The sequence below is a fragment of the Occultella glacieicola genome, assembly GCF_004353825.1.
Classification (GTDB): Bacteria; Actinomycetota; Actinomycetes; order Actinomycetales; family Beutenbergiaceae; genus Occultella; species Occultella glacieicola.
This window is the reverse complement of the sequence record NZ_SMNA01000008.1, coordinates 1-23321: the sequence shown is the minus strand read 5'-3', so window position 1 is coordinate 23321 and position 23321 is coordinate 1. Positions and strand designations below refer to the sequence as shown.

The window sequence follows — 23321 nt, the reverse complement described above, 5'->3', positions numbered from 1 at the left end:
CACCATGACCGGCACCTCGACCCACCCCTGGCACACCCGGGTCCGGAGGTGGGGGCAGACGAACCTCACCGAGATGGACCCCGTCCGGTATCCGCGCGACCTGTGGCGCGATCAGTGGCGGGACACCGGTATCGACGCCGTCATCGTGAATGCCGGCGGGATCGTGGCCTACTACCCGACCCTGATCGACGGGCACGCCCGCGCCCGCTACCTCGGCGACCGGGATCTCTTCGGCGAGGTCGCCGCCGATGCGCGTGCCGCCGGGCTGGCCGTGGTGGCGCGGATGGACTCCTCACGGGTCGGTGCCGCGGTGGCCACAGCGCGGCCCGACTGGCTCGCCCGCGACGCGGACGGCATCCCGTACCGGGCCGGCGACCTGACCGTGACCTGCGTGAACAGCCCGTACTACACCGAGCACCTGCCCGCCGTGCTCTCGGAGATCATCGCGGCGTACCGGCCCGACGGCTTCGCGGACAACAGCTGGGCCGGCCTGGACCGCCGTCGGGTCTGCCACTGTGCGCACTGCCGCGCGGGCTTCCGCGACACAACCGGCCTCGCCCTGCCCGACGTGGTCGACTTCGCCGACGCCACCTACCGGTCCTGGTACCGCTGGAACGTCGACCGACGCTGCCGGATCTGGGCCGAGAACGCCCGGGTCGCGCGTGAGCACGGCGGTTCCGACTGCCTCTGGTTGGGCATGCTGCCGGCCTCGACCACCGCCCAGGTGGACCGGTTCATCGACGCCCGCGCGCTGGTCTCGGATGCCCGGGTGGTGCTCGTGGACCACCAGTTCCGTGGCGGGCGCGGCTTCGAGGACAACGCCGAGACGGGGCGGAGGCTCACCGAGCTGATGTCCGCCGGGTCCGTCCTGGCCGAGTCGATGGCGATGTACCGAGCGGGCAACCCGGTGTTCCGGCTCGCGGCCATGCCCGCCGGCGAGGCGACGCTGTGGATGGCGGCCGGGGCCGCGGGTGGCATCGACCCGTGGTGGCACCACATCGGCGCGGTCCATGGCGACCGGCGCCAGTACGACCGGGCCGGGCGACTGTTCGCGTGGCACCGGCGCAACGAGGCCTACCTCCGCGACCGCACCCCGGTGGCACGGGTGGCGCTGGTCTGGTCGGACCTCAATGCCGCCGTGTACGGCGGCGATGACGCCGTGTCCCGAACGACCATCCCGGCGGACGGGTTCCGACGGGCCCTGCTCGCGGCCCGCGTCCCAGCCACACCCCTGCACGTCGACGACCTGGCGGAGCAGGGGCATCGGTTCACCACCGTGGTGCTGCCCCAGTTGGCCGTGCTCACCGCCGCGCAGCGCGACGCTGTCGCCTCGTTCGTCGCGGCGGGCGGCAACCTGATCGCCTCCGGCCCCCTCGGGGCCCTCGACGAGAACGGCGAGCCGGCACCGGCCGGGCCGCTCGCCGAGATCCTCGGCACCCGCCCGCTCGGCACGGCCACCGGGGCGACGGGCCCGCACACCGGCGGCTTCGAGGACGCCCGCCGGCACACCTACCTCGAGCGCACCCGCGACTGGCCCGACTCGGCAGAGCCGATCTGGTCCGAGCTCACCGGCACCGACCTGATCGGCTTCGGCGGCCGCCTGGAGCACGTGGCGGTCCGGCCGGGCGCGCACGTCCTCGCCACCGCAGTCCCGGCCTTCGGGGTCTACCCGCCCGAGACCTCCTGGCGGCCGCCCGTGGCGGAGCCCGCCCTGCCTGCGATCGTGGTCACCGAGGGAGCCGGCGGGCGCGGGCGCACCGTCCACCTCGCCGCCGACCTCGACCGGTGCGCGGGCCGCAACGACCTCGCCGACCACCACCACCTGCTCGCCGGCCTCGTCCGGTGGACCCTCCGGGGCCCCGAGCCCGTGCTCCTGGAAGGACCGGGCCGGATCGACCTGCACCCGTACCGGCAGGGAGATCACTGGGTGATCCACCTCCTGGACGCGGGGCGCTCGGAGGCCACCCCCGGCACCGTCGAGGACCTGTGGAGCATCGGGCCGTACCGGCTCGGGATCCACGACCCCGACGGTGCGCTCAGTCACGCCCGCGGCCTCGTCGCCGGGGACCCGCTGGTGACCCGACGGGACGGGCCGCGTCTGTGGGTGTCGATACCCGCGCTGACCGGCCACGAGGTGATCGTGGTCACACCCGACGATCAGGAGTCTCTCGGAACCGGCCGAGCGGGGTGCGTGGCCGGGTCGCCGGGCGGAAAATAGAGGCGGGACATGTCGGTGGCTGGACGTAACCTCGGGGGCGATGATCGACGCACCACGCACCCCCGAGACCACGCCCGTTCCCGAGGCGTCGCCGTTGCCTGCGCCGGTCCCGACCGACCCGGCTCGCCGGCTCGACTGGCGGCGCCTGCGGCGGCCCGCCGCCGCGATCGCCCTGGTCGCGCTCACGATCGGCGCCCTCGGCCAGGTGCTCGGCACGGCTGCGGCCGGCCGGCTGGCCGAGAACGCCACGATTGCCGGGCTCGCGCTGCTCGCGGCGTGCGTGGTGGGCGGCGCGCTGCTCGACGGCGTCGGTCAGGTGATCTGGGCCGGCGTGGTCGACCGGGCCGAAGGGAAGCTCCGCAGCGACCTGCTCAGCGCGGCCCTTCGTCAGCCGCTCGCGGCGCTCTCCGAGCAGGCCGTGGGCGAGGTGCTCGACCGGGTCGATGACGACACCCACGCCGTCGGGACCCTGGTGCGCCGCCAGCTCTGGGGCGCGGGCCGCACCGTCGCCGGCACCGTGCCCATGTGGATCGTCGCCGGCCTGACGTGGTGGCCGTCCTGGTTCCTGTTCCCGCTGCTCGCCGGCCTCGTCTGGTTCGTGACCCGGAAGATGCTGGGCGAGATCGCTCGCCGCAAGGTGATCGAGGAGATGGCCTGGACCGATCACGCCGCGGCCTTCGAGGAGGCCGTCGCCGCCCGCAACGACCTGCGCACGAGCCTCGGGCAGGCGTTCGCGGTGCGGCGCCTGGCCCAGCTCTCGGCGCTCGTCCACGACAAGTTCCACAAGGTGGTGCGGGTCGAGGAGCGGCTGATCCGGCGGGCCGGGCTGCTGACCTACTCGCTGCTCGCCGCGATCGCCGTGGTCAGCGCGGTGATCGCCGCCGACGGCGGCCTGTCCGTGCAGCAGCTCGTGACGTTGTTCCTGGTCACCGCGATGTTCATCGGACAGATCGACAACCTGGTCCACCACCTGCCCGACATCCAGGAAGGGCTCGGCGCGGTGCTGCGGTTGCGGCAGATGCTCGCCCTGGAGCCCGAGCCCGAGGGCGGGGACGACGTCCCGGCCGGGTCACTCGACCTGGAACTGCGTGACCTGGAGTTCTCCTACGCCGAGGGCACCTTCGCGCTCAGCGGTGTCGACCTGCGGGTCCCGGCGGGCGAGACGATCGCGCTCGTGGGCCGGACCGGCTCCGGAAAGTCGACGCTGGCCGCGCTGCTGTCGAGGGCCGTGGAGCCGGAGCGCGGCATGGTGTTCCTCGGTGGTGCCGACGTCCGCGACCTCGACCTGCAGAAGCTGCGTCGCGCCGTCGGCGTGGTCACCCAGCGCACGGAGATCCTGGCCGGGACGCTCGCCGAGAACATCGCGCTGTTCGCCGACGTCCCGCGGGCCGACATCGAGGCCGCGGTCCGTGAGCTCGGGCTGACCGAGTGGGCGTCCGGGATGCCCGACGGCCTGGACACCCTCCTCGGCCCGGGTGGCACCACGCTGTCCGCCGGTGAGGAGCAGCTGGTCGCCTTCGCGCGCCTGCTCGTCCGGGACGTGCAGCTGGTCGTCCTCGACGAGGCGACCGCCCGGATGGACCCGCTCACCGAGGCCCGCGTGGTGGCGGCATCGGACCGGCTGCTCAGCGGGCGCACCGGCGTCCTGGTCGCGCACCGCCTCGGCACCATCGAGCGAGCCGGACTGGTCGCCGTGCTCGATCACGGCCGTGTGGTGCAGCAGGGCCCGCGAGCCGAGCTGGCCCGGACGCCCGGCCCGTTCCGCACGCTGGTGGAGGCGGGCGCGAGCGACGGCTCGCTGGACGACGAGGACTACGAGAAGGACGGTGTCTCCGATCGCCAGATCGACGCCGGTGCGCGGGCAGGCGACACGCTCCAGCGCAGCGTGCCCGACCAGACGACGTCGGCGGGTTCCGATGGTGCGGCCGGCGCGCTGAACGCCGCGGAGTCGGTGGGCGGGCGCCGTCGGACCGGCACCCCGCCGGACGTGCCCGAGCCGGGCACGGGTCCGAGCCTGGCCCGTGGGATCTTCAACGGCCTGCTGGTGCGGCCGCGGTGGGGGATCTTCGCCGCCTTCCTGTTCCTGCTGGCGAGCCTCGTGGCCGCCCAGGGTGCGGTCAGCGGGTACCTCTGGGGCCGCACGGTCCAGCAGGTCCAGACGGGCACAGTTCCCGTGGTGCTCGTCGTCGCGCTCGCTCTGCTGCTGCTCGCGCAGCCACTGATCCTGTCCCGAGCCATCGGCCTGTACCCGCGGTGGTGGGTCGAGGTCCTGCTGCGGATCCGGATGACCGTCATGTACGGGCAGACCCGGCAGCACCGGCTGCCCGCCACGCCGCCGGGCGAGGTCGTGGCCCGGGCGATGGACGCGGATCGGTTCGCTCGGTACGCGGACCGCTGGGTCGACTTCATCAACGGCCTCCTGATCGTGGCGGTCACCGCCCTGATCAGCGGGACCTGGACCGCGGGCGCCGTGCTCCTCGCCGTCATGGTGGTCTCCGCCGCGGCCTCGGCGATCGGCCGGCCGATCGCGGGCCGCTCGGCGACCGCGTCGTCCGCGGCCCGGGCCCGCTTCGGCCGTGCCCTCGTCTCCGCGCTGGACTCGGCCCGCACGGTGAAGCTCGCGGCCCGCACCCCTGACGTACGCCGGCACCTCGGCGAGGTCGACTCCGGCCGGGTCCGCGCGGCGATCTTCGAGCACCGTGTCCAGGCCGTGCTGGACTCGGTTCCGATGGTCACCCTGTACGTGGGCGTCGTCGTCGCGTGGGGGTTCCTGCTCACCGGCCGATGGGACCTGGCCACCACCCTGCTCGTCGCCAACGCCGTGATGGGGTTCGCCTGGTTCGGGGTCGTCGCCGGCGCCGTGGTCACCGAGGCGCCCGGCACCCGGGCCTGGCAGGTCGCCACCGCCCGGTTCGCCGACGGTGCCGACCTGGTCGCAGCCCGGCCCGGGGTCGACCTGGTCACCGGCGTCGCCCCCGCGCCCACCGCACCCGCGCACGAGCCGCTCGAGCGCCTCGAGCTGCGTCACCTGAGCGCCGTGCACGACGACGGCACGATCGGCGTGTGCGACGTCGACCTCGAGGTCCGGCGCGGCGAGCTCATCCTGCTGCTCGGGCAGGTCGGCTCGGGCAAGTCGTCGCTGCTCTCCTCGCTCGCCGGCCTGGTGGAGCACACCGGTGATGTCCGCTGGAACGGGGTCGCGGTGAGCGACGCGCAGGCGTTCCTGCGGCCGGCTCAGGTCGCGCACGTGGCCCAGGTGCCACGGGTCTTGTCCGGCACCTTCTCCGACAACGTCCGACTCGACCACGCCCGCGACCTCGACGGCCCGATCAGGGGCGCGCGCCTCACCCACGACGTGGAGGAGGCCGGCGGACCCCACGCCCTCGTCGGACACCGTGGCGTGCGGCTGTCCGGTGGTCAGGTGCAGCGCCTCGCGCTCGCGCGTGCCCTCGCCGCGGACACCGAACTCCTGCTCGCCGACGACGTCTCGAGCGCCCTGGACGCCTCGACCGAGATCGAGCTCTGGGCGGCGCTGCGGGAGCGGGGCACCACCGTGGTCGGCGCCACGTCCAAGCGGGCCGCGCTCGCCCGGGCGGACCGGGTGGTGGTGCTGGTCGACGGCACCGTGGCCGACGTCGGGCCGTGGGACCGGCTCGCCCCGAGGTGGAGCCACCTCGCCGGCTGAATGCCACCGGGGCCCGCGCCGCGACGCGCGCGACCTTCCTCACATCCGGGAACCGCTGCGCCCACGGTCGCGTTGGAGATCACGAAGTGGTCACGCCCGACTGCTAGCATCAACGCCGCCCCGCCGTCAGTGGGGCGCAATCCCCACCGACGGACCGAGAGGACCGCGTCATGCTCAAACGAGCCGACCGCAACGACAACCACCCCGCAGCCTCCTCACTCGGCTACTTCATCTTCCTGTCCCGATGGCTCCAGGCACCCCTGTACCTGGGCCTGATCGTCGCGCAGGCGGCGTACGTGTGGATGTTCATGCAGGAGCTCTGGCACCTGATCACCGAGGTCTTCTCCGGCCACCCGATGGAGGAGGCGGACACCATGCTCATCGTGCTCGGCCTCGTGGACGTGGTCATGATCTCGAACCTGCTGATCATGGTGATCATCGGCGGGTACGAGACGTTCGTCTCCCGGATCCGGATCGACAACCACCCGGACCAACCGGAGTGGCTCTCCCACGTGAACGCGAACGTGCTGAAGACGAAGCTCGCGATGTCGATCATCGGGATCTCCTCGATCCACCTGCTCCGCACGTTCATCGAGAGCAACACCACCAAGCCCGAGGTCATGCTCTGGCAGACGGTCATCCACATCGCGTTCATCCTCTCGGCGCTCGCACTGGCGTGGATCGACCGGATGTCCCTCACCTCCCACCAGCGGGCCGCGAACGCTCGGTTCGCTGCCGCGTCCAGCACGCCGAGCGACGCCCCGGGCGAAGGTCGGGCGCTCGAGTCCCAGCACTGAGCCGGGCCGCCCTCATCCGTCGGGATGAGGCCGGTAGGTCGCCAGGACCGTCCGACCGCCAGCCGGTCGAGCGCCGTCCACCCTTGGGGGGAGACCAGGATCGTCCGGTCGGCGGACGCGCCGGAACGTCCTGATTCCTAGGCTGGAGCCATGCTGCAGACCAGTACTCCCGGCACTCGCAAGCCCACCGTGTCCTCGCCACGCGGCTCCTGGCTGAGCACCGGCATCGGGCTCGGCATGGCCGTGGGTGTGGCTCTCGGCAACATCGTCGTGGACATCGCGATCGGGGTCGCGGCCGGCACCCTGCTCGGCATCGGGCTCGGCATCGTGCTGGAGCGCTCGGACCGGCAGCGGCGCGATCGGGACAACCGGCGGGCCGAGTCCGGGATCGAGCCGGTCGCCGCCGATCCGCACCATGCGCAGACGGCGTCGGCCGGTCGGACCCCGGCCCGCGGCCTCACCGCGGCAACGGACTTCACGGTGGCGAGCTGACGCCGTCGGGCATCGGCCTGCGGCGCAAGCCCCGTCAGACGATCGCGGCGTCCACGACCGCCGGGAGTCCGAACGTCTCGAACAGCGACGTGTCGAAGAACGCCGCGACGTGCCGCACTCCCCCGCCGGAGCATTCGACGACATGCAGGTGGAACGGATGGTGGCGGCCGTCCTCGCCGCGCATGTAGAGCCCATAGGCGGGCTGACCGTTGGCGCGGGTGGGCACCAGCAGCATGTCCCCCGGCCCGGTGGCCGGGCACCGGGTGGCGATGAGTTCCCCGATGTTCTCCGGGCCGGTGTACCAGCCCTCGAACGGCGGCATCTCCCAGACCGCGTCCGCCGTGAACAGCTCCACCAGGCCCGCGATGTCGTACCGCTCGAACCCGTCGACGTAGCGCGCCAGCAACTCACGCTCGGCAGCGGAGTCGGGCTCGAGCACGTCCTCGCGGGTCGGGGCGGCCTTCGCCACCTTCTCCCGGGCCCGCTGCAGCAGGCTGTTCACACTGGCGACGCTCTGACCGGTCGCCTCGGCCACCTCGGCGGCCCGCCAGGCCAGCACGTCCCGCAGGATGAGCACGGCACGCTGGCGCGGCGGCAGGAGCTGCAACGCCGCCACGAAGGCCAGCCGCACCGACTCTCGCGACTCGACCACGTCGCCGGGGTCGTCGTGGCCGAGCGCCCCGTCCGGGGCGGGCTCGAGCCAGAGGATGTCCTGCTCGACCAGCGGTGCGTCCGGGGCGGTGCTCGGGGCGCCGAGTCCGGTCGGCAACGGCCGACGCTGCCGCGACTCGAGCGCGGTCAGGCAGGTGTTCGTCGCGATCTTGTGGATCCAGGTCCGCACGGAGGAGGCACCCGCGAACCGGGCGTACCCGCGCCACGCCCGGAGCATGGTCTCCTGGGCGAGGTCCTCGGCATCATGGACCGAACCCATCATCCGGTAGCAATGGGCGAAGATCTCCCGCTCGTACGGGGCGATGATCTCCGCGAACTCGGCATCGACAGATCGTGTCGTTGACATGACCGAAATGCTAACCCCGGCCGCCGACAACCGAACAGGGCCGAGCCCGGCAGCGCCGCACAGGTCCGACCCCCAGGGGGATCCGGCCGTTCTGATGCGGTTCCGTCGATCCGGCCCGGCTCAGATGGGGGGCGGATCAGCCCAGGTCCAGGTACCCGTCCAACCCGACCGTCAGCCCGGGGCGCTCGGCGACGGTGCGCGTCGCGAGCAGCACACCCGGCATGAAGGAGGAACGCTCGAAACTGTCCGTACGGATGGTGAGCTGCTCGCCCGGGTTCCCGAACAGGATCTCCTCGTGTGCGACGAGGCCGCGCAACCGCACCGCGTGCACGTGGACGCCGTCGACGACGGCGCCGCGTGCGCCGTCGAGTGTGCTCTCGGTGGCGTCGGGGCCGGTGCCAAGGCCCGCCTGCGTACGGACGGCAGCGATCGCACGGGCGGTGTGCATGGCCGTGCCCGACGGCGCATCGACCTTGTTCGGGTGGTGCAGCTCGATCACCTCGGCCGACTCGAAGTAGCGGGCCGCCTGAGCGGCGAACCGCATCGCGAGCACCGCGGAGAGCGCGAAGTTCGGGGCGACGAGCACTCCGAGCCCGCGACCGTCCTCGGCGAGGTGGGTCCGCACGCGCGCCAGCGAGTCCTCGGTCCAACCGGTGGTCCCGACCACGGCGTGGATCCCGGCGTCGATGAGTGCATGCACGTTCGCCTCGGTGGCGGACGGCACGGTGAAGTCCACGGCGACCGACACCCCGCGACCGGCGAGAGCCGCCACGTCGTCGCCGACGTCCAGCCGGGGACCGAGTGCCAGGTCCGGAGCGCCCTGGACGGCGTCACAGACCGTCGAGCCCATCCGCCCGGCGGCTCCGAGGACGGCGATCATCAGGGGCGCAGCACCGGTGTTCGGCCTGTTCGGCCTGTTCGGCATGGTCGGAATGGTCGACATGGTCGTCATGCTAGCCGCGCACCGCGGCCGGCTCGTCTCAGGCCGACGTGGGCAGGGCCGCGAACGCGGTCGCCGCGACGTCGTGCTCGAACGGGCCGACGACCACCAGGTGGCGCGCCGCCGCGTGGAGCTCGGCGGCCAGGTCCCGGATCTGCTGGGCGGTGACGGACCGGATCCGGGCGAGGGTCTCGTCGAGGCCGACGAACTCGCCCATGGTGATCTCGGCCCGGCCGAGACGGGACATGCGCGAACCGGAGTCCTCGAGGCCGAGCACGAGCCCGCCGGACATCTGACCGATGCCCCGTGCGAGCTCGTCGTCGTCCATCAGGGTGGTCGCCAGTCGCGCCCACTCGGCGTCGAGGAGTTCGACCACCTGCGCCACCTTGCCGGGCGCGCAGCCGGCGTAGAGCCCGAACGTGCCGGTCTCGGCGTAGCCGGAGGCGAACGAGTAGACCGAGTAGGCGAGGCCGCGCTTCTCGCGGATCTCCTGGAACAGCCGCGAGCTCATCGACCCGCCGAGGACCGCGTTCAACACCGACAGCACGAACCTGCGATCGTCCCCGGCGACAGGGCCGAGTCCACCGAGGATGATGTTCGCCTGCTCGGTGCTGCGTCGCACGGTCGCGGCCGAGCCGACGGTGGGCAGCAGCGCCAGGGCATCCGAGTTCGGGCTCCGGCGCGCGGCGGGCGCGACGGCCGGGTCCAGCACCCAGCCACCGGCGGTGACGGCGCGGGTCACGGCCTCGCAGAGCTGATCGTGGTCGACGCCGCCGGCGGCGGTGACCACCAGTTCGGGTGGGGTGTACGTGCGGCGGTAGTGCTCGTGGACGGCGTCCCGAGGCACCGCGCGGATGCTCTCCGGCGTGCCCCCGATCGGTCGCCCGAGCGGATGACCCCCGAAGACGAGCGCCGAGAAGCGCTCGTGCGCGACGTCGACAGGGTCGTCCTCGTTCATCGCGAGCTCCTCGAGGATGACCTCCCGCTCGCTGTCGAAGTCCTCGGGGTCGAGGACCGCGGAGGTGACCATGTCGAGGATGACGTCGGTGGCCATCGGGAGGTCGTTGTCGAGCACCCGCGCGTAGTAGCAGGTGTGCTCCTTGCCGGTGGCGGCGTTCGCCTCACCCCCGACGGCGTCGAAGGCCGAGGCGATCTCCATCGCGTCCCGGCTGGGAGTGCCCTTGAACAGCAGGTGCTCGAGGAAGTGCGTGGAGCCGTGGTGGCCGTCGGTCTCGTCACGAGACCCGACGGCCACCCAGGCACCGATCGCGGCCGAGCGCTGACCGGGCATCGCCTCGGTCAGCACTCGGATCCCACCGGGGAGCACGGAGCGGCGCACCACGGCGCCGGCTCCGGTCTCCACGGTGACCTCGGTACCCGGCGAGAGCGCCGGACCGAGGATCAGTTCGGACACGTCAGGCATCCGCAGGAGCGGACTCCGGCTTCTCTGCGTCGTCCTCGGCAACGACGGCGTGCAGCGACAGCTTCCCGCGCGGGTCGATCTCGGCCAGCTCGACCTCGACCTTCTGACCCACCGCCAGCACGTCGTCGACGCTCTCCACCCGCTTGCCACCGACGAGGCGGCGCACCTGGGAGATGTGCAGCAGCCCGTCCTTGCCCGGGGACAGCGAGACGAACGCGCCGAAGGAGGTCGTCTTGACGACCGTGCCCACGAACCGCTCGCCCACCTCGGGCATCTGCGGGTTGGCGATCGCGTTGATCGCCTGACGCGCGGCCTCGGCCGAGGGGCCGTCCGTCGCGCCGATGAACACGGTGCCGTCGTCCTCGATGGAGATGTCGGCGCCGGTGTCCTCCTGGATCTGGTTGATCATCTTGCCCTTGGGCCCGATGACCTCACCGATCTTGGAGACCGGGACCTGGACGGTGATGACGCGAGGCGCCGTCGGGGCCATCTCGTCCGGGGTGTCGATGGCCTCGGCCATGACGTCCAGGATGTGCAGCCGGGCCTCGCGGGCCTGGGTGAGCGCACCACCGAGCACCGAGGCGGGGATGCCGTCAAGCTTGGTGTCGAGCTGGATGGCGGTGACGAACTCGCGGGTACCGGCGACCTTGAAGTCCATGTCGCCGAACGCGTCCTCGGCACCCAGGATGTCGGTGAGCGCCGCGTAGCGGGTCTCACCGTCCACGGAGTCGGAGACCAGACCCATCGCGATGCCGGCGACGGGCGCGCGCAGCGGCACCCCGGCGTTCAGCAGGGACAGGGTCGAGGCACACACGGAGCCCATCGACGTCGAGCCGTTGGAGCCGAGGGCCTCGGACACCTGACGGATCGCGTAGGGGAACTCCTCGCGGCTCGGCAGCACCGGCACGAGCGCACGCTCGGCGAGGGCGCCGTGGCCGATCTCGCGCCGCTTCGGGCTGCCCACCCGGCCGGTCTCACCGGTCGAGTACGGCGGGAAGTTGTAGTTGTGCATGTAGCGCTTGCGCGTCTGCGGGGACAGCGTGTCCAGCTGCTGCTCCATCTTCAGCATGTTCAGCGTGGTGACGCCCAGGATCTGGGTCTCGCCGCGCTCGAACAGCGCCGAACCGTGCACCCGGGGCAGGACCTCGACCTCGGCGGAGAGGGTGCGGATGTCCCGCAGCCCACGCCCGTCGATCCGGAAACCGTCGGTGAGGATGCGCTGCCGGATCAGCTTCTTGGTGACGGCGCGGTAGGCCGCGGAGAGCTCCTTCTCGCGACCGTCGAAGCCGTTCTGCAGGGCGCCGACCATGGCGTCCTTGATCTCGTCGATCCGGCTCTCGCGCTCCTGCTTGCCGGCGATGGCGAGGGCGTCGGACAGCGACTGGCCGACCTCGGCCTCGACCGCGGCGTAGGCGTCACCCTGGTAGTCCGGGAACAGCGGGAACTCCTGGACCTCCTTGGCGGCACGGGCGGCGAGGTCCGCCTGGGCGTCGACGAGCACCTTGATGAAGGGCTTCGCGGACTCCAGGCCCTGCGCGACGACCTCCTCGGTCGGGGCGCCGACGCCCTGCTCCTTGATGAGGGTCCAGGCGTTGTCGGTGGCCTCGGCCTCGATCATGGCGATCGCGACGTCGGGGGTGCCGTCGGCGGCGGTGACCGCACGGCCGGCGACGACCATGGAGAACACGGCGCGCTCGGTCTCGCTGTACCGCGGGAACGCGACCCACTGCCCGTCGATCAGGGCGATCCGGACGGCGCCGACCGGCCCGGAGAACGGCAGGCCGGAGAGCTGGGTGGACATCGACGCGGCATTGATCGCGAGGATGTCGTAGGAGTCGTCAGGGTGGATCGCCAGGATCGTCTCGACGACCTGGACCTCGTTGCGCAGGCCCTTGACGAAGAGCGGACGCAGCGGGCGGTCGATCAGGCGGCAGGCCAGGATCGCCTCGGTCGAGGGACGACCCTCGCGGCGGAAGAACGAGCCGGGGATCTTCCCCGCGGCGTACTGACGCTCTTCGACATCCACCGTCAGCGGGAAGAAGTCGAACTGGTCCTTGGGGTACTTGCCGGCCGTGGTGGTCGACAGAAGCATCGTGTCCTCGTCGAGGTACGCGACGGCGGCGCCGGCCGCCTGCTTGGCGAGACGGCCCGTCTCGAAGCGGACGGTACGGGTGCCGAAACTGCCATTGTCGATGACGGCCTCGGCGAACTGGATCTCGGGACCCTCCATGGGGTGCCCTCCTTCGTGTTCGTCCGGGGCTCGGCGGTCATCGATCGAGGCCCTCGGACCGGAGTCCGGAAGCCACTACCGAGGACCAACGAAAGCCCCGAGTGGGTGGTTTGCTGCAGTGATGGGTGTTGTGGTTGTGGGTGATGCGGCGCCCGCGCACCGGCGGGCACATGAACCGGCCGGCCCGGAACCCTGGGGTCCCGGGCCGGCCGGTCACGTCACTATCGGCGCAGGCCGAGACGTTCGATGAGCGAGCGGTAGCGCTCGATGTCGACGTCGCGCAGGTAGCCGAGGAGGCGACGGCGCTGGCCGACCAGGAGCAGCAGGCCACGACGCGAGTGGTGGTCGTGCTTGTGCTCCTTGAAGTGCTCGGTCAGGTCCTTGATCCGCCGCGAGAGCAGCGCGATCTGGACCTCGGGGGAGCCGGTGTCACCCTCGTGGGTGGCGTATTCGGCAATGATCTGCTTCTTGACTGCGACATCGAGGGCCACGGTTCTCCTTGGTGTTCTCGTTGCGCGGAGCACCGGGGCATGTTCTCCCGGGCATGACGAATCCGCGGCCGATCTGACGGCAACGATCAGGTTATCACCCGGGGCTTCCCGTCGAGGAATCGGCGTCTGTGGCCCTGCTCTCGGCTGCTCTCAGTGCGTGGTGGAGCCCGAGGCCGGCAGCGGCGCCGGATGGGGCACCCCGAGCACGTCCGCAGCCGCGACGACGTCCTGTCGCATCTGGTCGATCAGCGCGGCGATGCCCTCGTAGCGCAGGGTCGGGCGTAGCCTACGGACGAACTCCACCACGACCTCCTCGTCGTACAGGTCCAGGTCGGTCCGGCCGAGCACGTGGGCCTCGACACGCCGCTGGACGCCGTCGAAGGTCGGGTTCGTGCCGATCGAGATGGCCGCCGGCAGGGTGGTCTCCTCCGCGGATCCGGGGTGCCGCACGAGCCACCCGGCATACACGCCGTCCGCGGGGATGGTGCCGGTCGCCGCGGTGTCGAGGTTCGCCGTCGGGAAGCCCATCTCGCGTCCGCGGGCCTCGCCGTGCACGACCACCCCGCGCATCCGGTGCGGTCGCCCGAGGACCCGCGCGACACCCGCGCAGTCGCCCTCGGCGAGGAGTTCACGCACCCAGGTGGAGGACCAGCGACGCTCCCCCGGCTCGGCCACGTCGTGGACGACCTCGACGTCGAACCCCAGGCGCTCACCCAGTTCGCTCATCGTGGTCCGGTCACCGACGTTCCCCCAGCCGAACCGGATGTCCTCCCCGATCACTACCCGGCGTGCGTGCAGGGCGTCCACGAAGTAGCGGCGCACGAACTCCTCCGGCGCCTGCCGGGCGAACTCCTCGGTGTAGTTGATGACCAGGACGGCGTCCAGACCGGTCTGCGCCATCAGCGCAAGCCGGTCGTCCAGGCCGGTGAGCAGGGTCGGCGCGCTCTCGGGCCGGTGCACGGTGGCCGGGTGGGGATCGAACGTGACCGCTACCGCGGGGACGCCCTCGGCGCGCGCCGCGGCCACCACCTCGGCCAGCACCGCGCGGTGGCCGAGGTGGACGCCGTCGAAGTTGCCGATGGTGAGCACACTCGCGGCCAGGTCCGCAGGAATCTCCGTGATGCCGTTCCAGCGCCGCACGTTCTTGTTCGCCTCCCATGTGGTCCCAGGTCGGGACACCGAGGCCAAGCGTGCCACCTCCGGGTGGGTGTGCGCGAAGTCGTTACCCGTCGGACTCCTCGCCGGCGGGTCCGGACTCCTGGGCCAGGATCCGGTAGAGGTCCTTGCGGGCGCCGTCCATGATCGCCACGGCCGCCTTGTGCTGCGCGGCGTCGCCGACCCGGACCACCTGCTTCGCGGCATCGACGAAGGCCATCATGCTGCGGCGGACGGCCAGCGCTGCCTCGTGCCCGCCGACCTGCCAAGGGGTACCGAGGCCGTCCCGGTTGTCCTCCACGTACCTCCTGCCCGCCTCGGTGAGCGCCGCGGTACGGCGGCCGTCGACGGTCTCGATGGTGAGCAATCCCTCATCCTCGAGCGCCTGCAGGGTCGGGTAGACCGATCCGGGGCTCGGCGTCCAGGCGCCCGCGCTCCGCTCTCCGATCTCTTGGATCAACTGGTAGCCGTGCCGTGGCTCCTCGGCGAGCAGCAGCAGGATGGCGGCCCGGACGTCACCGCGCGGGCGCGGACCGCCGCGCCGACCACGACCGCCTCCGCGGCCCCGGTGTCCGTGGCCTCCGAAGTCCGGCCCACCGGCCTCGTCGGGCCGCGGTCCGTACCCACCGCCCGGCCCGCCGCGGCGGCGCCTCGGGCCGAAGCCCCGCCCGGCGAGCCCGTCGGGCAGTTGCCCGGGCTCGAACGGGTCGCCGTACCGGCCGCCGTCGCCTCGTCCGCGGGACTCGCCGGGAACGCCCCGGCCCCGGCGCCCACGTGCGCCGTAGATCTCTGATTCGTCGTGATACGTCATGTCGTGTCCTTTCGTCGACATAGTCACGATATATCGCGATATGCCGCGCGTCAAGAGAACCGCTCGGCAGTGTGGGTCAGCGCACGTCGCTCAGCGGAAGACCGAGCGACCGCGCCACGTCGACCACGACATCGCGCTCGAGGCGGTCCGTCGGCACCTCGATGACCTCGTCGGAGCGTCCGTACCCGAGACGGACGACCTGCACCTTGGCGGGCCGTCCCGAGCGCTGCACGACGGCGCAGGCGAGGTCGGCGACCGCCTCCGCGACCGCCACCGACGCGACGATGGGCGCGAACTCGTGCCCGTCCGGGATCGGCGAGCTGACCACCGCGCGGGTCGTGCCCATCACCACGTGCGCGGCGTCGCCCGTCGCGCCGACGACCCGGAGCCAGGACCGTCCGTGGGTGAGGACCTCCATCACCCGCTTCGCGTCCCCGACCGGACCGTGCGGGCCGAGCAGCCCACGGCGGACGAGCGACCGCCTGCCCGGCGCCCGGTCCACGTCATCGTCGAGGCCGAACCCGATCCGGCTGATCCGCGCCGCCGGCGTCGGACTGATCCCCAGCAGGTGGGCCAGCTCGGTCACGCCCAGCCGCAGCACGGGAACCGACGGTGAGCCGTCGCTCGGGTCCGGGAAGGCGGTCATCCCGAACACCGTACCGATCGCCGACGTTCCCGGGGCGGACAGGTCCACCCGCCGACGACGGCGCACACGGCGGAAGGTTCCGCCCGGGCGGCTCTGGTGGGCGCTTGGGCACCGCCCTAGGGTCGCCGTCATGCCCACCTCGCTCACCCACGGTGCCGACGTCGCCGCCCTACGGGCCTGGTCCGCGGCCGCCGCGGACGGTGCCCGCGTGCTGGGCGACACCGTGGGCCGCTTGGATCGGAGCGTCGGCGCGCTGAGCTGGTCGGGCCCCGACCGACGGCGGTTCGCCGACGACTGGACCGGGCGCTGCGCACCCGCGTTGCGCGGCGTCAGCGACGCCCTGCGGACCGCGTCCGTGCAGGTGGCCGGGGACGCCGTCGAGCAGGAGGACGCCAGCGCCGCCGCCGCGACCACGGAACCGACCGGTGCCGTCGCGCTCGCCGGTCCTGCGGTCGACCCGGCAGCCAATGCCGCTCGGGAGGCGGGTGAGGCCGGCTGGGCCCGCGGCACCGGCGGGGCGTTGCTCGCGCTCCTCGGCAGCGCGGTCGGGGGGCCGGTCGGGGCCGTCCTCAGTGCGGTCACCGGCCCGAGGCTCGTCGATGCGCTGGTGGGGGTCGCGGACGAGCGTGCCGAGCGCACCACGGTCACCGACATCACCGACGAGATCGCGCCGGCCGACGCCCTGCCCACATCTCCCGCCGACCTGCTCCACGACATGGCGGACCTGTACGACCACGACGGCGCGGTGCGCGTCGACGTCATCACCCGGCCGGACGGCAGCCGGGTCGCTCTGCTCTACGCGCCCGGCACCCAGGATTGGTCGCTGGACCCGGGCGGCGCGAACCCGATGGGCGCGTACGGCGCCGTCGGGGCCGCATCCGGCAAGGACACGCCGCTGCGGCGGCTCCTGCTCGCGGCGATGGCGGAGGTGCCGGCGGGGGTGCCGATCCACCTGGCCACGCACAGTCAGAGCAGTTTCGCGGCACTCGATCTGGCGGCCGACCCGTACGTCCGTGCACGTCACCACATCGCCTCGATCATCACGACCGGGGCCGGCGGCGGCAACTTCGAGGTCCCGGCCGGGACCACCCTGGTGTCCGTGCGCAACCCGTTCGACCCGGTCGCCCGCATCGGCGGTGCTCCGGACCGCGCGATCGCGGTCACCGGCACCTGGGGCACCGTGAACCCGCACTCGTCCCGCGCCTACGCCGAGCTCGTCGCCGGTACCGACTCCCCCGGTCTCGACGCGTGGTGGGCGGGCGTCCGGATCGATCCCGGCTCGACGATGCGCACCCGCGTCCTGCGGGGGGCGGTCGCGCCCGGCGAGTGATCAGGCCGGGTCGAGCACGAGCACCGGGCGCGCCACGCCGCCACGGTCGGCGACCAGGGCGACGACGTGCCCGTCCGGCGCGAACGCGGCCACCACACCGTCACGGCCCGACGGCGGGAGCCGCCGTCCGTAGCGAAGCTCGGTCGTCTCGGTGTCGGTGAGGTGCCGGACCGGCAGGGTGCGGCGGGCGACCTCGCTCATCCCCAGCGGGTGGACGCCGCCGTCAGCCAGTTCCGTCAGCGTCCGCGCCTCCACGACGCCGAAGTCGCCGACCCGGGTCCGGCGCAGCGCGGTCAGGTGGCCGGCGCTGCCGAGCGCCACACCGAGATCGCGCGCGAGCGCCCGGATGTAGGTGCCGCTGGAACACCGCACCTCGACGTCGAGGTCCCGCACCGCGGTGCCGTCGTCGGCGATGCCCTGGCGGCTCGCGAGCACCTCGAAGGCGTGCACGGTCACCGGCCGAGCCGGGAGGCTCACGTCCTCTCCGGCCCGGACCCGCGCGTACGACCGCTTGCCGTCGACCTTGATCGCGCTCACGGCGCTCGGTGCCTGCTCGATCGGGCCGGTGAGCCCGGCGACGGCGGAGCCCACCGTCTCGTCGTCGACGTCGCCGAGGCCGGGGTTCGCCGTGATCTCGCCCTCGGCGTCATCGGTGACGGTCGCCTGACCCAGCCGGATCGTGGCCAGATAGGTCTTGTCGGCGCCGACCAGATAGGTCAGCAGCCTGGTGGCCCGGTTCACCCCGAGCACCAGCAGGCCGGTGGCCATCGGGTCGAGCGTGCCCGCATGCCCCACCTTGCGGGTCCCGGCGAGCCGTCGGACCCGGGCCACCACGTCGTGACTTGTCCACTCCCCGGGCTTGTCGACCAGAACGATGCCGTCCACGGCGGGCTCGGTGCTCACGCGTCGAGCCCCTCTCCCGTGAGGGCGCAGCGCACCAGGTCGGCTAGCGCGCCACCCGTCGCGGCATGCTGGGGCGCTTCGATGGCGAACAGCACGTTGAGCAGCATCCCGTGCGCGAGGAAGTTCCGGGCCTCCTCGGCGGTGCCGCCGGTGCGGTCCAGGTAGAGCGCGAAGATCCGCGCGAACGTCGCCCGCGCACGCGCCCCGATCGCCGGTTCGGAACCGATCACGAAGCCGTGCATGAGCACCTTGAGACTGGTCGGATCCGCGATCAGGTCCGTGTACGCGCCGGCCATCCGGGACTTCGCATCGGGCCCGGGCGCCACCGCCTCGAAGCGATCGATGATCTGTGCGGTGATCCGGTCGAACACGGCCAGGAACAGATCGGCCTTCGTCCCGAAGAACCGGACCACGTAGGGCTGGGACACCCCGGCTGCCCTGGCCACGTCATCGGTGCTGGTGCCCGCGTAGCCGCCGGTGGCGAACACCGAGGTGGCGGCGTCCAGGATCTGCTCGCGCCGCTCCTCCCGGCTCATCCGGCGAACCGGGCCGCGGGCCTGCGGTGGTTCCTCGATCGTCATGGTTGACAAGGTATCAGACGATAACTAACGTCCTCCGCGTAAGTAATCAGTGAATGCTTACTGGCGCCCGCCGACGCCGCAGCAACCGCCCCGACCCTGGGAGATGCACTCGTGACCACCCTCCTCAAGTCCATCCCGTCCGATCCCGACACCGCACCCGCCACTCGGCGGACGCCGCCGGTCTGGCTCGCCCTGCTGGCGGCCTCACTGCCCATGTTCATGGCCACCCTGGACAATCTCGTGATGACCGGGGCCCTCCCGGTGCTCTCGGCCGATCTGGCGCCCACGGTCGAGCAACGGCAGTGGTTCGTGAACGCCTACACCCTCGCCTTCGCCACCGGCATGATCCCCGCCGCGATCCTCGGCGACCGCGTCGGGCGACGCACCGTCTTCCTGGCGGGTGTCACGATCTTCACCCTCGCCTCGATCGCGAGCGCGATGTCCGGCTCCGCGGACCAGCTCATCGCCGCCCGTGCCGTCCAGGGCATCGGGGCCTCGGCGATCCTTCCTCTGTCACTGACGCTCCTCGCCGACGCGGTGCCGCCGGCCCGCCGGCCCATGGCCATCGGGATCTGGGGTGGGGTCTCCGGGCTCGGGATCGCGCTCGGGCCGCTGATCGGCGGGGCCGTGGTGGAGGGGCTCAGCTGGCAGTCGATCTTCTGGCTGAACGTGCCGGTCGCCGCGGTCGCGGTGCCGTTGATCCTCATCGGGCTACGCAACGCGCGTGGCCGGCGGCAGCGGCTCGACCTGTTCGGTGTGCTGGCCGCGGGCGGGGGCATCCTGCTCGGTGTGTGGGCGATCGTGGACGCGAACGACCGCGGCTGGACCGATCCGCTGATCCTGGCGATGCTCGGCTCCGCGGCCATTCTGCTGGTGCTGTTCGTGTTCCGGCAGCGGCGCACCGCGAGTCCGTTGGTGCCCCTCGCCCTGTACCGGGTCCGTAGCTTCACGGCGGCCAACGTGACCGGCTTCGCGTTCTCGCTCGGCATGTTCGGTGCCGTGTTCCTGCTGACCCAGTTCCTTCAGGTCGCACAGGGGTTCACCCCGTTGGAGGCAGGGGTGCGGACGTTGCCCTGGACCGCCGCGCCGATGCTGGTCGCTCCGGTCGCCGGGGCCCTCGCGGGCCGGGTCGGCGTCCGGGTGCTGGCGACCACCGGGCTCGCCCTGCAGACCGTGGCGATGGCGTGGCTGGCGTGGGGCGTCGCCGCGGACCCGGGCGCCTACACCACCCTGGTCCCGGCATTCGTGCTCGCCGGCGTGGGCATGGGCCTGACGTTCGCGCCGTTGTCGACGGCGGTGCTCGCCGACGTGTCGGAGCGGGATCGGGCGAGCGCGTCGAGCGTGAACTCGACCGTGCGGGAGGTCGGCGTCGCGCTCGGCGTCGCGGTGCTCACGGCCGTGTTCCTCGGCGCCGGTGGCGGCTTCGACCCGCAGACCTATGCCGACGGGCTCGTTGCGGCCCTGGTCGTGGGGTCGGGCGTGCTCGCGATCGCAACGGTGGCCGGGTTGTTCCTGCCGCGCCGCGCGGCCACCGGCCCGGAGCAGGCCGAGCTCGCCACGGCCGAGGCCTGAGCGCCGAGGTCCGAGCCCTCGCGCAACGAGGGCCGTCGGGTCCGGTCCCCTCGGGGATCGGACCCGACGGCCCTTGTTGTGTCTTCCTCAGTCGGCGTTCGGCCGGCTGCCGTCCTCGGACGGGTCGGTCGGTGTCGCCGGCTTCCGGTACGGATCGGCCTCCCCCGCGTACGCCGCGCCCTCGCGCAGACGTGCGAGTTCGGCGTCGTGCTCGGCCGCCTTGCGGAGCGCGTCCTCGAGGTGCGCCGCCGTCTCCGGCACCGCGTCCAGGACGAACTCCAGGGTGGGGGTCAGCCGGATCCCGGTCTGCTTGCCCACCTCGGAGCGGATCAGCCCGCGGGCGGACTCCAGGGCCGCGGCCGAGGCGGTGCGCGCCTCCTCGTCGCCCAGCACCGTGTAGAACACCGTGGCGTGCTGGAGGTCACCGGTGACGCGGACGTCGGTCACCGTGACGAAACCGAGCCGCGGATCCTTGATCCGGGTGTCCAGCATGGTCGCGACGATCTGCTGGATCCGGTCGCTGAGCTTGCGCGCACGTCCGCTGTCTGCCATGGCCGTGCTCCTCCTCGTCTGTGCGGCGCCCGACCGGCGCCGCCGTTGTGATCACGATGGTGTGGTCCGGGCGGGATGTGCCCACCCGGACCACGCCGTGGCCCGAACCGGGGTCAGGCCCGCGGCTTCTCGCGCATCTCGAAGGTCTCGACGACGTCGCCCTCCTGGATGTCCCGGTACCCGAGTCCGATACCGCACTCGAAGCCCTCGCGGACCTCGGTGACGTCATCCTTCTCGCGGCGCAGGGACTCGACCGTGAGGTTGTCGGCGATGACGACGCCATCGCGCAGCAGCCGGGCCTTCGAGTTCCGCCGGATCGTGCCGGAGCGGATGATCGAACCGGCGATGCTGCCGACCTTCGAGGAACGGAACACCTGGCGCACCTCGGCGGTACCCAGCTGAACCTCCTCGAACTCCGGCTTGAGCATGCCCTTGAGTGCGTTCTCGACGTCCTCGATCGCGGAGTAGATGACCGAGTAGTACTTGATCTCGACACCCTCGCGGTCGGCCAGTTCGGTGACCCGCTCGGCGGGCCGCACGTTGAAGCCGATGATGACGGCGTTGTCCACCGTCGCCAGGTTGACGTCGTTCTGCGTGATCGCACCGACACCGCGGTGGATGATCCGGAGATCGACCTCGTCGCCCACGTCGATCTTGAGCAGAGCGTCCTCGAGCGCCTCGACGGCACCGGAGACGTCGCCCTTGAGGACCAGGTTGAGCGTCTCCACCTTGCCCTGCTCGAGCGCCTGGGTGAAGTCCTCGAGCGAGATCCGCTTCCGGCGCTTGGCCAGGGTGGCGGCCCGCTCCGCGGCCTCACGCTTGTCGGCGATCTGGCGTGCCGTGCGGTCGTCCGGGGCCACCAGGAAGGTGTCACCGGCGCGCGGCACCGAGGTCAGACCGAGGACCTGAACGGGACGAGCGGGGCTCGCCTCGGGCACGGTCTCGCCGTGCTCGTCGAACATCGCTCGGACGCGACCGTGTGCCGTGCCGGCGACGATGGCATCCCCGACCCGGAGCGTCCCGGACTGGACCAGCACGGTCGCCACGGCGCCGCGCCCCTTGTCCAGGTTGGCCTCGATGGCCACGCCTCGGGCGTCCTTGTTCGGGTTCGCCTTCAACTCCAGCGCGGCATCCGCGGTCAGCAGGACGGCCTCGAGGAGGTCGTCGATCCCGGTGCGGTTGCGGGCCGAGACGTTGACGAACATGGTGTCGCCGCCGTACTCCTCCGCCACCAGGTTGTACTCGGTGAGCTGCTGGCGGATCTTGTCGGGGTTGGCGTCCGGCTTGTCCACCTTGTTCACGGCGACCACGATCGGCACACCGGCGGCCTGGACGTGGTTCAACGCCTCCACGGTCTGCGGCATCACGCCGTCATCCGCGGCGACCACCAGGATCGCGATGTCGGTCACCTGCGCACCACGGGCACGCATGGCGGTGAACGCCTCGTGACCGGGTGTGTCGATGAACGTGATCGCACGGTCGGCACCCTCGTGCTGGGCCTGCACCTGGTAGGCACCGATGTGCTGGGTGATGCCACCGGCCTCGCCGGCCACCACGTCGGTGCTGCGGATCGCGTCGAGAAGTCGGGTCTTCCCGTGGTCGACGTGACCCATGACGGTCACGACCGGGGGCCGCGGCGCCAGATCGGAGTCGTCCTCGGCGGCCTCCTCGGCCTCGAGGTCGATGTCGAACGTGCCGAGCAGTTCGCGGTCCTCCTCCTCGGGCGAGACGATCTCGATGACGTACCCGAGTTCGGCGCCGAGGGCCTGGAAGGTGTCCTCGTCGAGGGACTGGGTCGCGGTCGCCATCTCACCGAGGTGGAACAGGACCGTGACCAGGCTCGCGGGGTTCGCGTCGATCCGGTCGGCGAAGTCCGCGAGGGACGCGCCGGCGCGGATCCGGATGACGGTGGACCCGTCGCCCCGGGGGACCTGGACGCCGCCGATGGACGGCGCGGACTGCTGCTCGAACTCCTGGCGCTTGGCTCGCTTCGACTTGCGGCCACGGACGGGACGCCCTCCGGCGCGACCGAACGCGCCCTGGGTACCGCCACGACCACCACGGCCGCCGCCGCCGGGACGGCCACCGAAGCCACCGCCACCACCGGCACCGGGACCACCGCCGCCGCCGGGACGGCCACCGAAGCCACCGCCACCACCGGCACCGGGGCCACCTCGGCCACCACGACCGCCGCCGGGCCCACCACTACGGGCGGGAGCACCGGGTCGGGAGACCGCGCTGCGCCCGGGCATCATGCCGGGCGTGGGCCGGTTCCCGCCGCCGGGGCGCGGACCACCGGTGCCGCCGGGACGCGGGCCGCCGGTGCCGCCGGGACGCGGGCCTGCCGCACCGCCGGTGCCGCCCGGTCGGGGCATGCCCTGGGACGACGCGAACGGGTTGTTGCCGGGGCGGGGCGGGCGCGGGCCGCCGGAGCGGTCACCACGAGGGACGTACCGCGCGACGTCGCCGTGGTCGGT

Annotated in this window: 18 protein-coding genes; 6 read left to right on the top strand and 12 right to left on the bottom strand. The window is 72.3% G+C overall.

Going from position 1 to position 23321, the window contains the following annotated elements:
- The first annotated feature begins 4 nt into the window (after positions 1-4).
- The 4 genes from EXU48_RS16625 to EXU48_RS16610 all read left to right on the top strand — a co-directional run bounded on the left by EXU48_RS16625 (position 5) and on the right by EXU48_RS16610 (position 7192).
- On the top strand, positions 5-2218 hold the full coding sequence (locus EXU48_RS16625) for an alpha-amylase family protein (RefSeq protein WP_133108813.1): 2214 nt from the start codon (positions 5-7) through the stop codon (positions 2216-2218).
- A gap of 40 nt (positions 2219-2258) precedes the next feature.
- Complete coding sequence (locus EXU48_RS16620; RefSeq protein ID WP_133108812.1) at positions 2259-5903, top strand: ATP-binding cassette domain-containing protein; 3645 nt, start codon at positions 2259-2261, stop codon at positions 5901-5903.
- A 170-nt stretch (positions 5904-6073) separates the two neighbouring features.
- Positions 6074-6700, top strand: a complete 627-nt coding sequence (locus EXU48_RS16615) for a TIGR00645 family protein (RefSeq protein ID WP_133108811.1) — start codon at positions 6074-6076, stop codon at positions 6698-6700.
- 150 nt (positions 6701-6850) lie between these two features.
- On the top strand, positions 6851-7192 hold the full coding sequence (locus EXU48_RS16610) for a hypothetical protein (RefSeq protein ID WP_133108810.1): 342 nt from the start codon (positions 6851-6853) through the stop codon (positions 7190-7192).
- 34 nt (positions 7193-7226) lie between these two features.
- Here the strand turns inward: EXU48_RS16610 and EXU48_RS16605 are convergent, their stop codons facing one another.
- The 8 genes from EXU48_RS16605 to EXU48_RS16570 all read right to left on the bottom strand — a co-directional run bounded on the left by EXU48_RS16605 (position 7227) and on the right by EXU48_RS16570 (position 15906).
- Complete coding sequence (locus EXU48_RS16605) at positions 7227-8210, bottom strand: sigma-70 family RNA polymerase sigma factor (protein ID WP_133108809.1); 984 nt, start codon at positions 8208-8210, stop codon at positions 7227-7229.
- Between the two features lie 136 nt (positions 8211-8346).
- Entirely contained in the window at positions 8347-9153 is an 807-nt protein-coding gene (dapB, locus tag EXU48_RS16600; protein ID WP_235857084.1) for a 4-hydroxy-tetrahydrodipicolinate reductase, read from the bottom strand.
- A gap of 37 nt (positions 9154-9190) precedes the next feature.
- Positions 9191-10573 (bottom strand): M16 family metallopeptidase, encoded by a 1383-nt coding sequence (locus tag EXU48_RS16595; RefSeq protein WP_133108808.1) that lies wholly within the window; start codon positions 10571-10573, stop codon positions 9191-9193.
- Complete coding sequence (locus tag EXU48_RS16590) at positions 10566-12803, bottom strand: polyribonucleotide nucleotidyltransferase (RefSeq protein ID WP_133108807.1); 2238 nt, start codon at positions 12801-12803, stop codon at positions 10566-10568. The genes EXU48_RS16595 and EXU48_RS16590 overlap by 8 nt, the downstream gene beginning before the upstream one ends.
- Before the next feature lie 221 nt (positions 12804-13024).
- Positions 13025-13294, bottom strand: coding sequence for a 30S ribosomal protein S15 (gene rpsO, locus EXU48_RS16585; RefSeq protein ID WP_133108806.1), 270 nt, complete (start codon positions 13292-13294; stop codon positions 13025-13027).
- 150 nt (positions 13295-13444) lie between these two features.
- Positions 13445-14434 carry a bifunctional riboflavin kinase/FAD synthetase gene (locus EXU48_RS16580; RefSeq protein ID WP_207947801.1) on the bottom strand — a complete coding sequence of 330 codons (990 nt, stop codon included), beginning with the start codon at positions 14432-14434 and terminating at the stop codon, positions 13445-13447.
- A gap of 82 nt (positions 14435-14516) precedes the next feature.
- Complete coding sequence (locus EXU48_RS16575; protein ID WP_207947790.1) at positions 14517-15260, bottom strand: PadR family transcriptional regulator; 744 nt, start codon at positions 15258-15260, stop codon at positions 14517-14519.
- A 76-nt stretch (positions 15261-15336) separates the two neighbouring features.
- Entirely contained in the window at positions 15337-15906 is a 570-nt protein-coding gene (locus tag EXU48_RS16570) for a hypothetical protein (RefSeq protein ID WP_133108803.1), read from the bottom strand.
- Positions 15907-16036: 130 nt separating this feature from the next.
- Between EXU48_RS16570 and EXU48_RS16565 the strand changes: the two genes are divergently transcribed.
- Positions 16037-17236, top strand: coding sequence for a hypothetical protein (locus tag EXU48_RS16565; protein ID WP_133108802.1), 1200 nt, complete (start codon positions 16037-16039; stop codon positions 17234-17236).
- On the opposite strand, the gene truB is transcribed toward EXU48_RS16565, so the two are convergent.
- Both truB and EXU48_RS16555 read right to left on the bottom strand, forming a co-directional pair.
- The gene (truB, locus tag EXU48_RS16560) at positions 17237-18139 is read right to left on the bottom strand and encodes a tRNA pseudouridine(55) synthase TruB (RefSeq protein ID WP_207947789.1); all 903 of its coding nucleotides are present in this window, start codon (positions 18137-18139) and stop codon (positions 17237-17239) included.
- Positions 18136-18720 (bottom strand): TetR/AcrR family transcriptional regulator, encoded by a 585-nt coding sequence (locus EXU48_RS16555; protein WP_207947788.1) that lies wholly within the window; start codon positions 18718-18720, stop codon positions 18136-18138. The genes truB and EXU48_RS16555 overlap by 4 nt, the downstream gene beginning before the upstream one ends.
- A gap of 111 nt (positions 18721-18831) precedes the next feature.
- Here EXU48_RS16555 and EXU48_RS16550 point away from each other — a divergent pair, with 111 nt between their 5' ends.
- Positions 18832-20292, top strand: coding sequence for a DHA2 family efflux MFS transporter permease subunit (locus EXU48_RS16550; RefSeq protein WP_235857083.1), 1461 nt, complete (start codon positions 18832-18834; stop codon positions 20290-20292).
- Positions 20293-20379: 87 nt separating this feature from the next.
- Here the strand turns inward: EXU48_RS16550 and rbfA are convergent, their stop codons facing one another.
- Complete coding sequence (gene rbfA / locus EXU48_RS16545) at positions 20380-20844, bottom strand: 30S ribosome-binding factor RbfA (protein ID WP_133108801.1); 465 nt, start codon at positions 20842-20844, stop codon at positions 20380-20382.
- 113 nt (positions 20845-20957) lie between these two features.
- A partial coding sequence (gene infB / locus EXU48_RS16540; RefSeq protein WP_133108800.1) for a translation initiation factor IF-2 occupies positions 20958-23321 on the bottom strand: 2364 nt, incomplete at its 5' end.

Coding starts and splice junctions, on each gene's coding strand:
- EXU48_RS16625 (WP_133108813.1), top strand. CDS start 5: ATGACCGGCACCTCGACCCACCCCTGGCACACCCGGGTCCGGAGGTGG.
- EXU48_RS16620 (WP_133108812.1), top strand. CDS start 2,259: ATGATCGACGCACCACGCACCCCCGAGACCACGCCCGTTCCCGAGGCG.
- EXU48_RS16615 (WP_133108811.1), top strand. CDS start 6,074: ATGCTCAAACGAGCCGACCGCAACGACAACCACCCCGCAGCCTCCTCA.
- EXU48_RS16610 (WP_133108810.1), top strand. CDS start 6,851: ATGCTGCAGACCAGTACTCCCGGCACTCGCAAGCCCACCGTGTCCTCG.
- EXU48_RS16605 (WP_133108809.1), bottom strand. CDS start 8,210: ATGTCAACGACACGATCTGTCGATGCCGAGTTCGCGGAGATCATCGCC.
- dapB (WP_235857084.1), bottom strand. CDS start 9,153: ATGTCGACCATTCCGACCATGCCGAACAGGCCGAACAGGCCGAACACC.
- EXU48_RS16595 (WP_133108808.1), bottom strand. CDS start 10,573: ATGCCTGACGTGTCCGAACTGATCCTCGGTCCGGCGCTCTCGCCGGGT.
- EXU48_RS16590 (WP_133108807.1), bottom strand. CDS start 12,803: ATGGAGGGTCCCGAGATCCAGTTCGCCGAGGCCGTCATCGACAATGGC.
- EXU48_RS16575 (WP_207947790.1), bottom strand. CDS start 15,260: ATGACGTATCACGACGAATCAGAGATCTACGGCGCACGTGGGCGCCGG.
- EXU48_RS16570 (WP_133108803.1), bottom strand. CDS start 15,906: ATGACCGCCTTCCCGGACCCGAGCGACGGCTCACCGTCGGTTCCCGTG.
- EXU48_RS16565 (WP_133108802.1), top strand. CDS start 16,037: ATGCCCACCTCGCTCACCCACGGTGCCGACGTCGCCGCCCTACGGGCC.
- EXU48_RS16555 (WP_207947788.1), bottom strand. CDS start 18,720: ATGACGATCGAGGAACCACCGCAGGCCCGCGGCCCGGTTCGCCGGATG.
- rbfA (WP_133108801.1), bottom strand. CDS start 20,844: ATGGCAGACAGCGGACGTGCGCGCAAGCTCAGCGACCGGATCCAGCAG.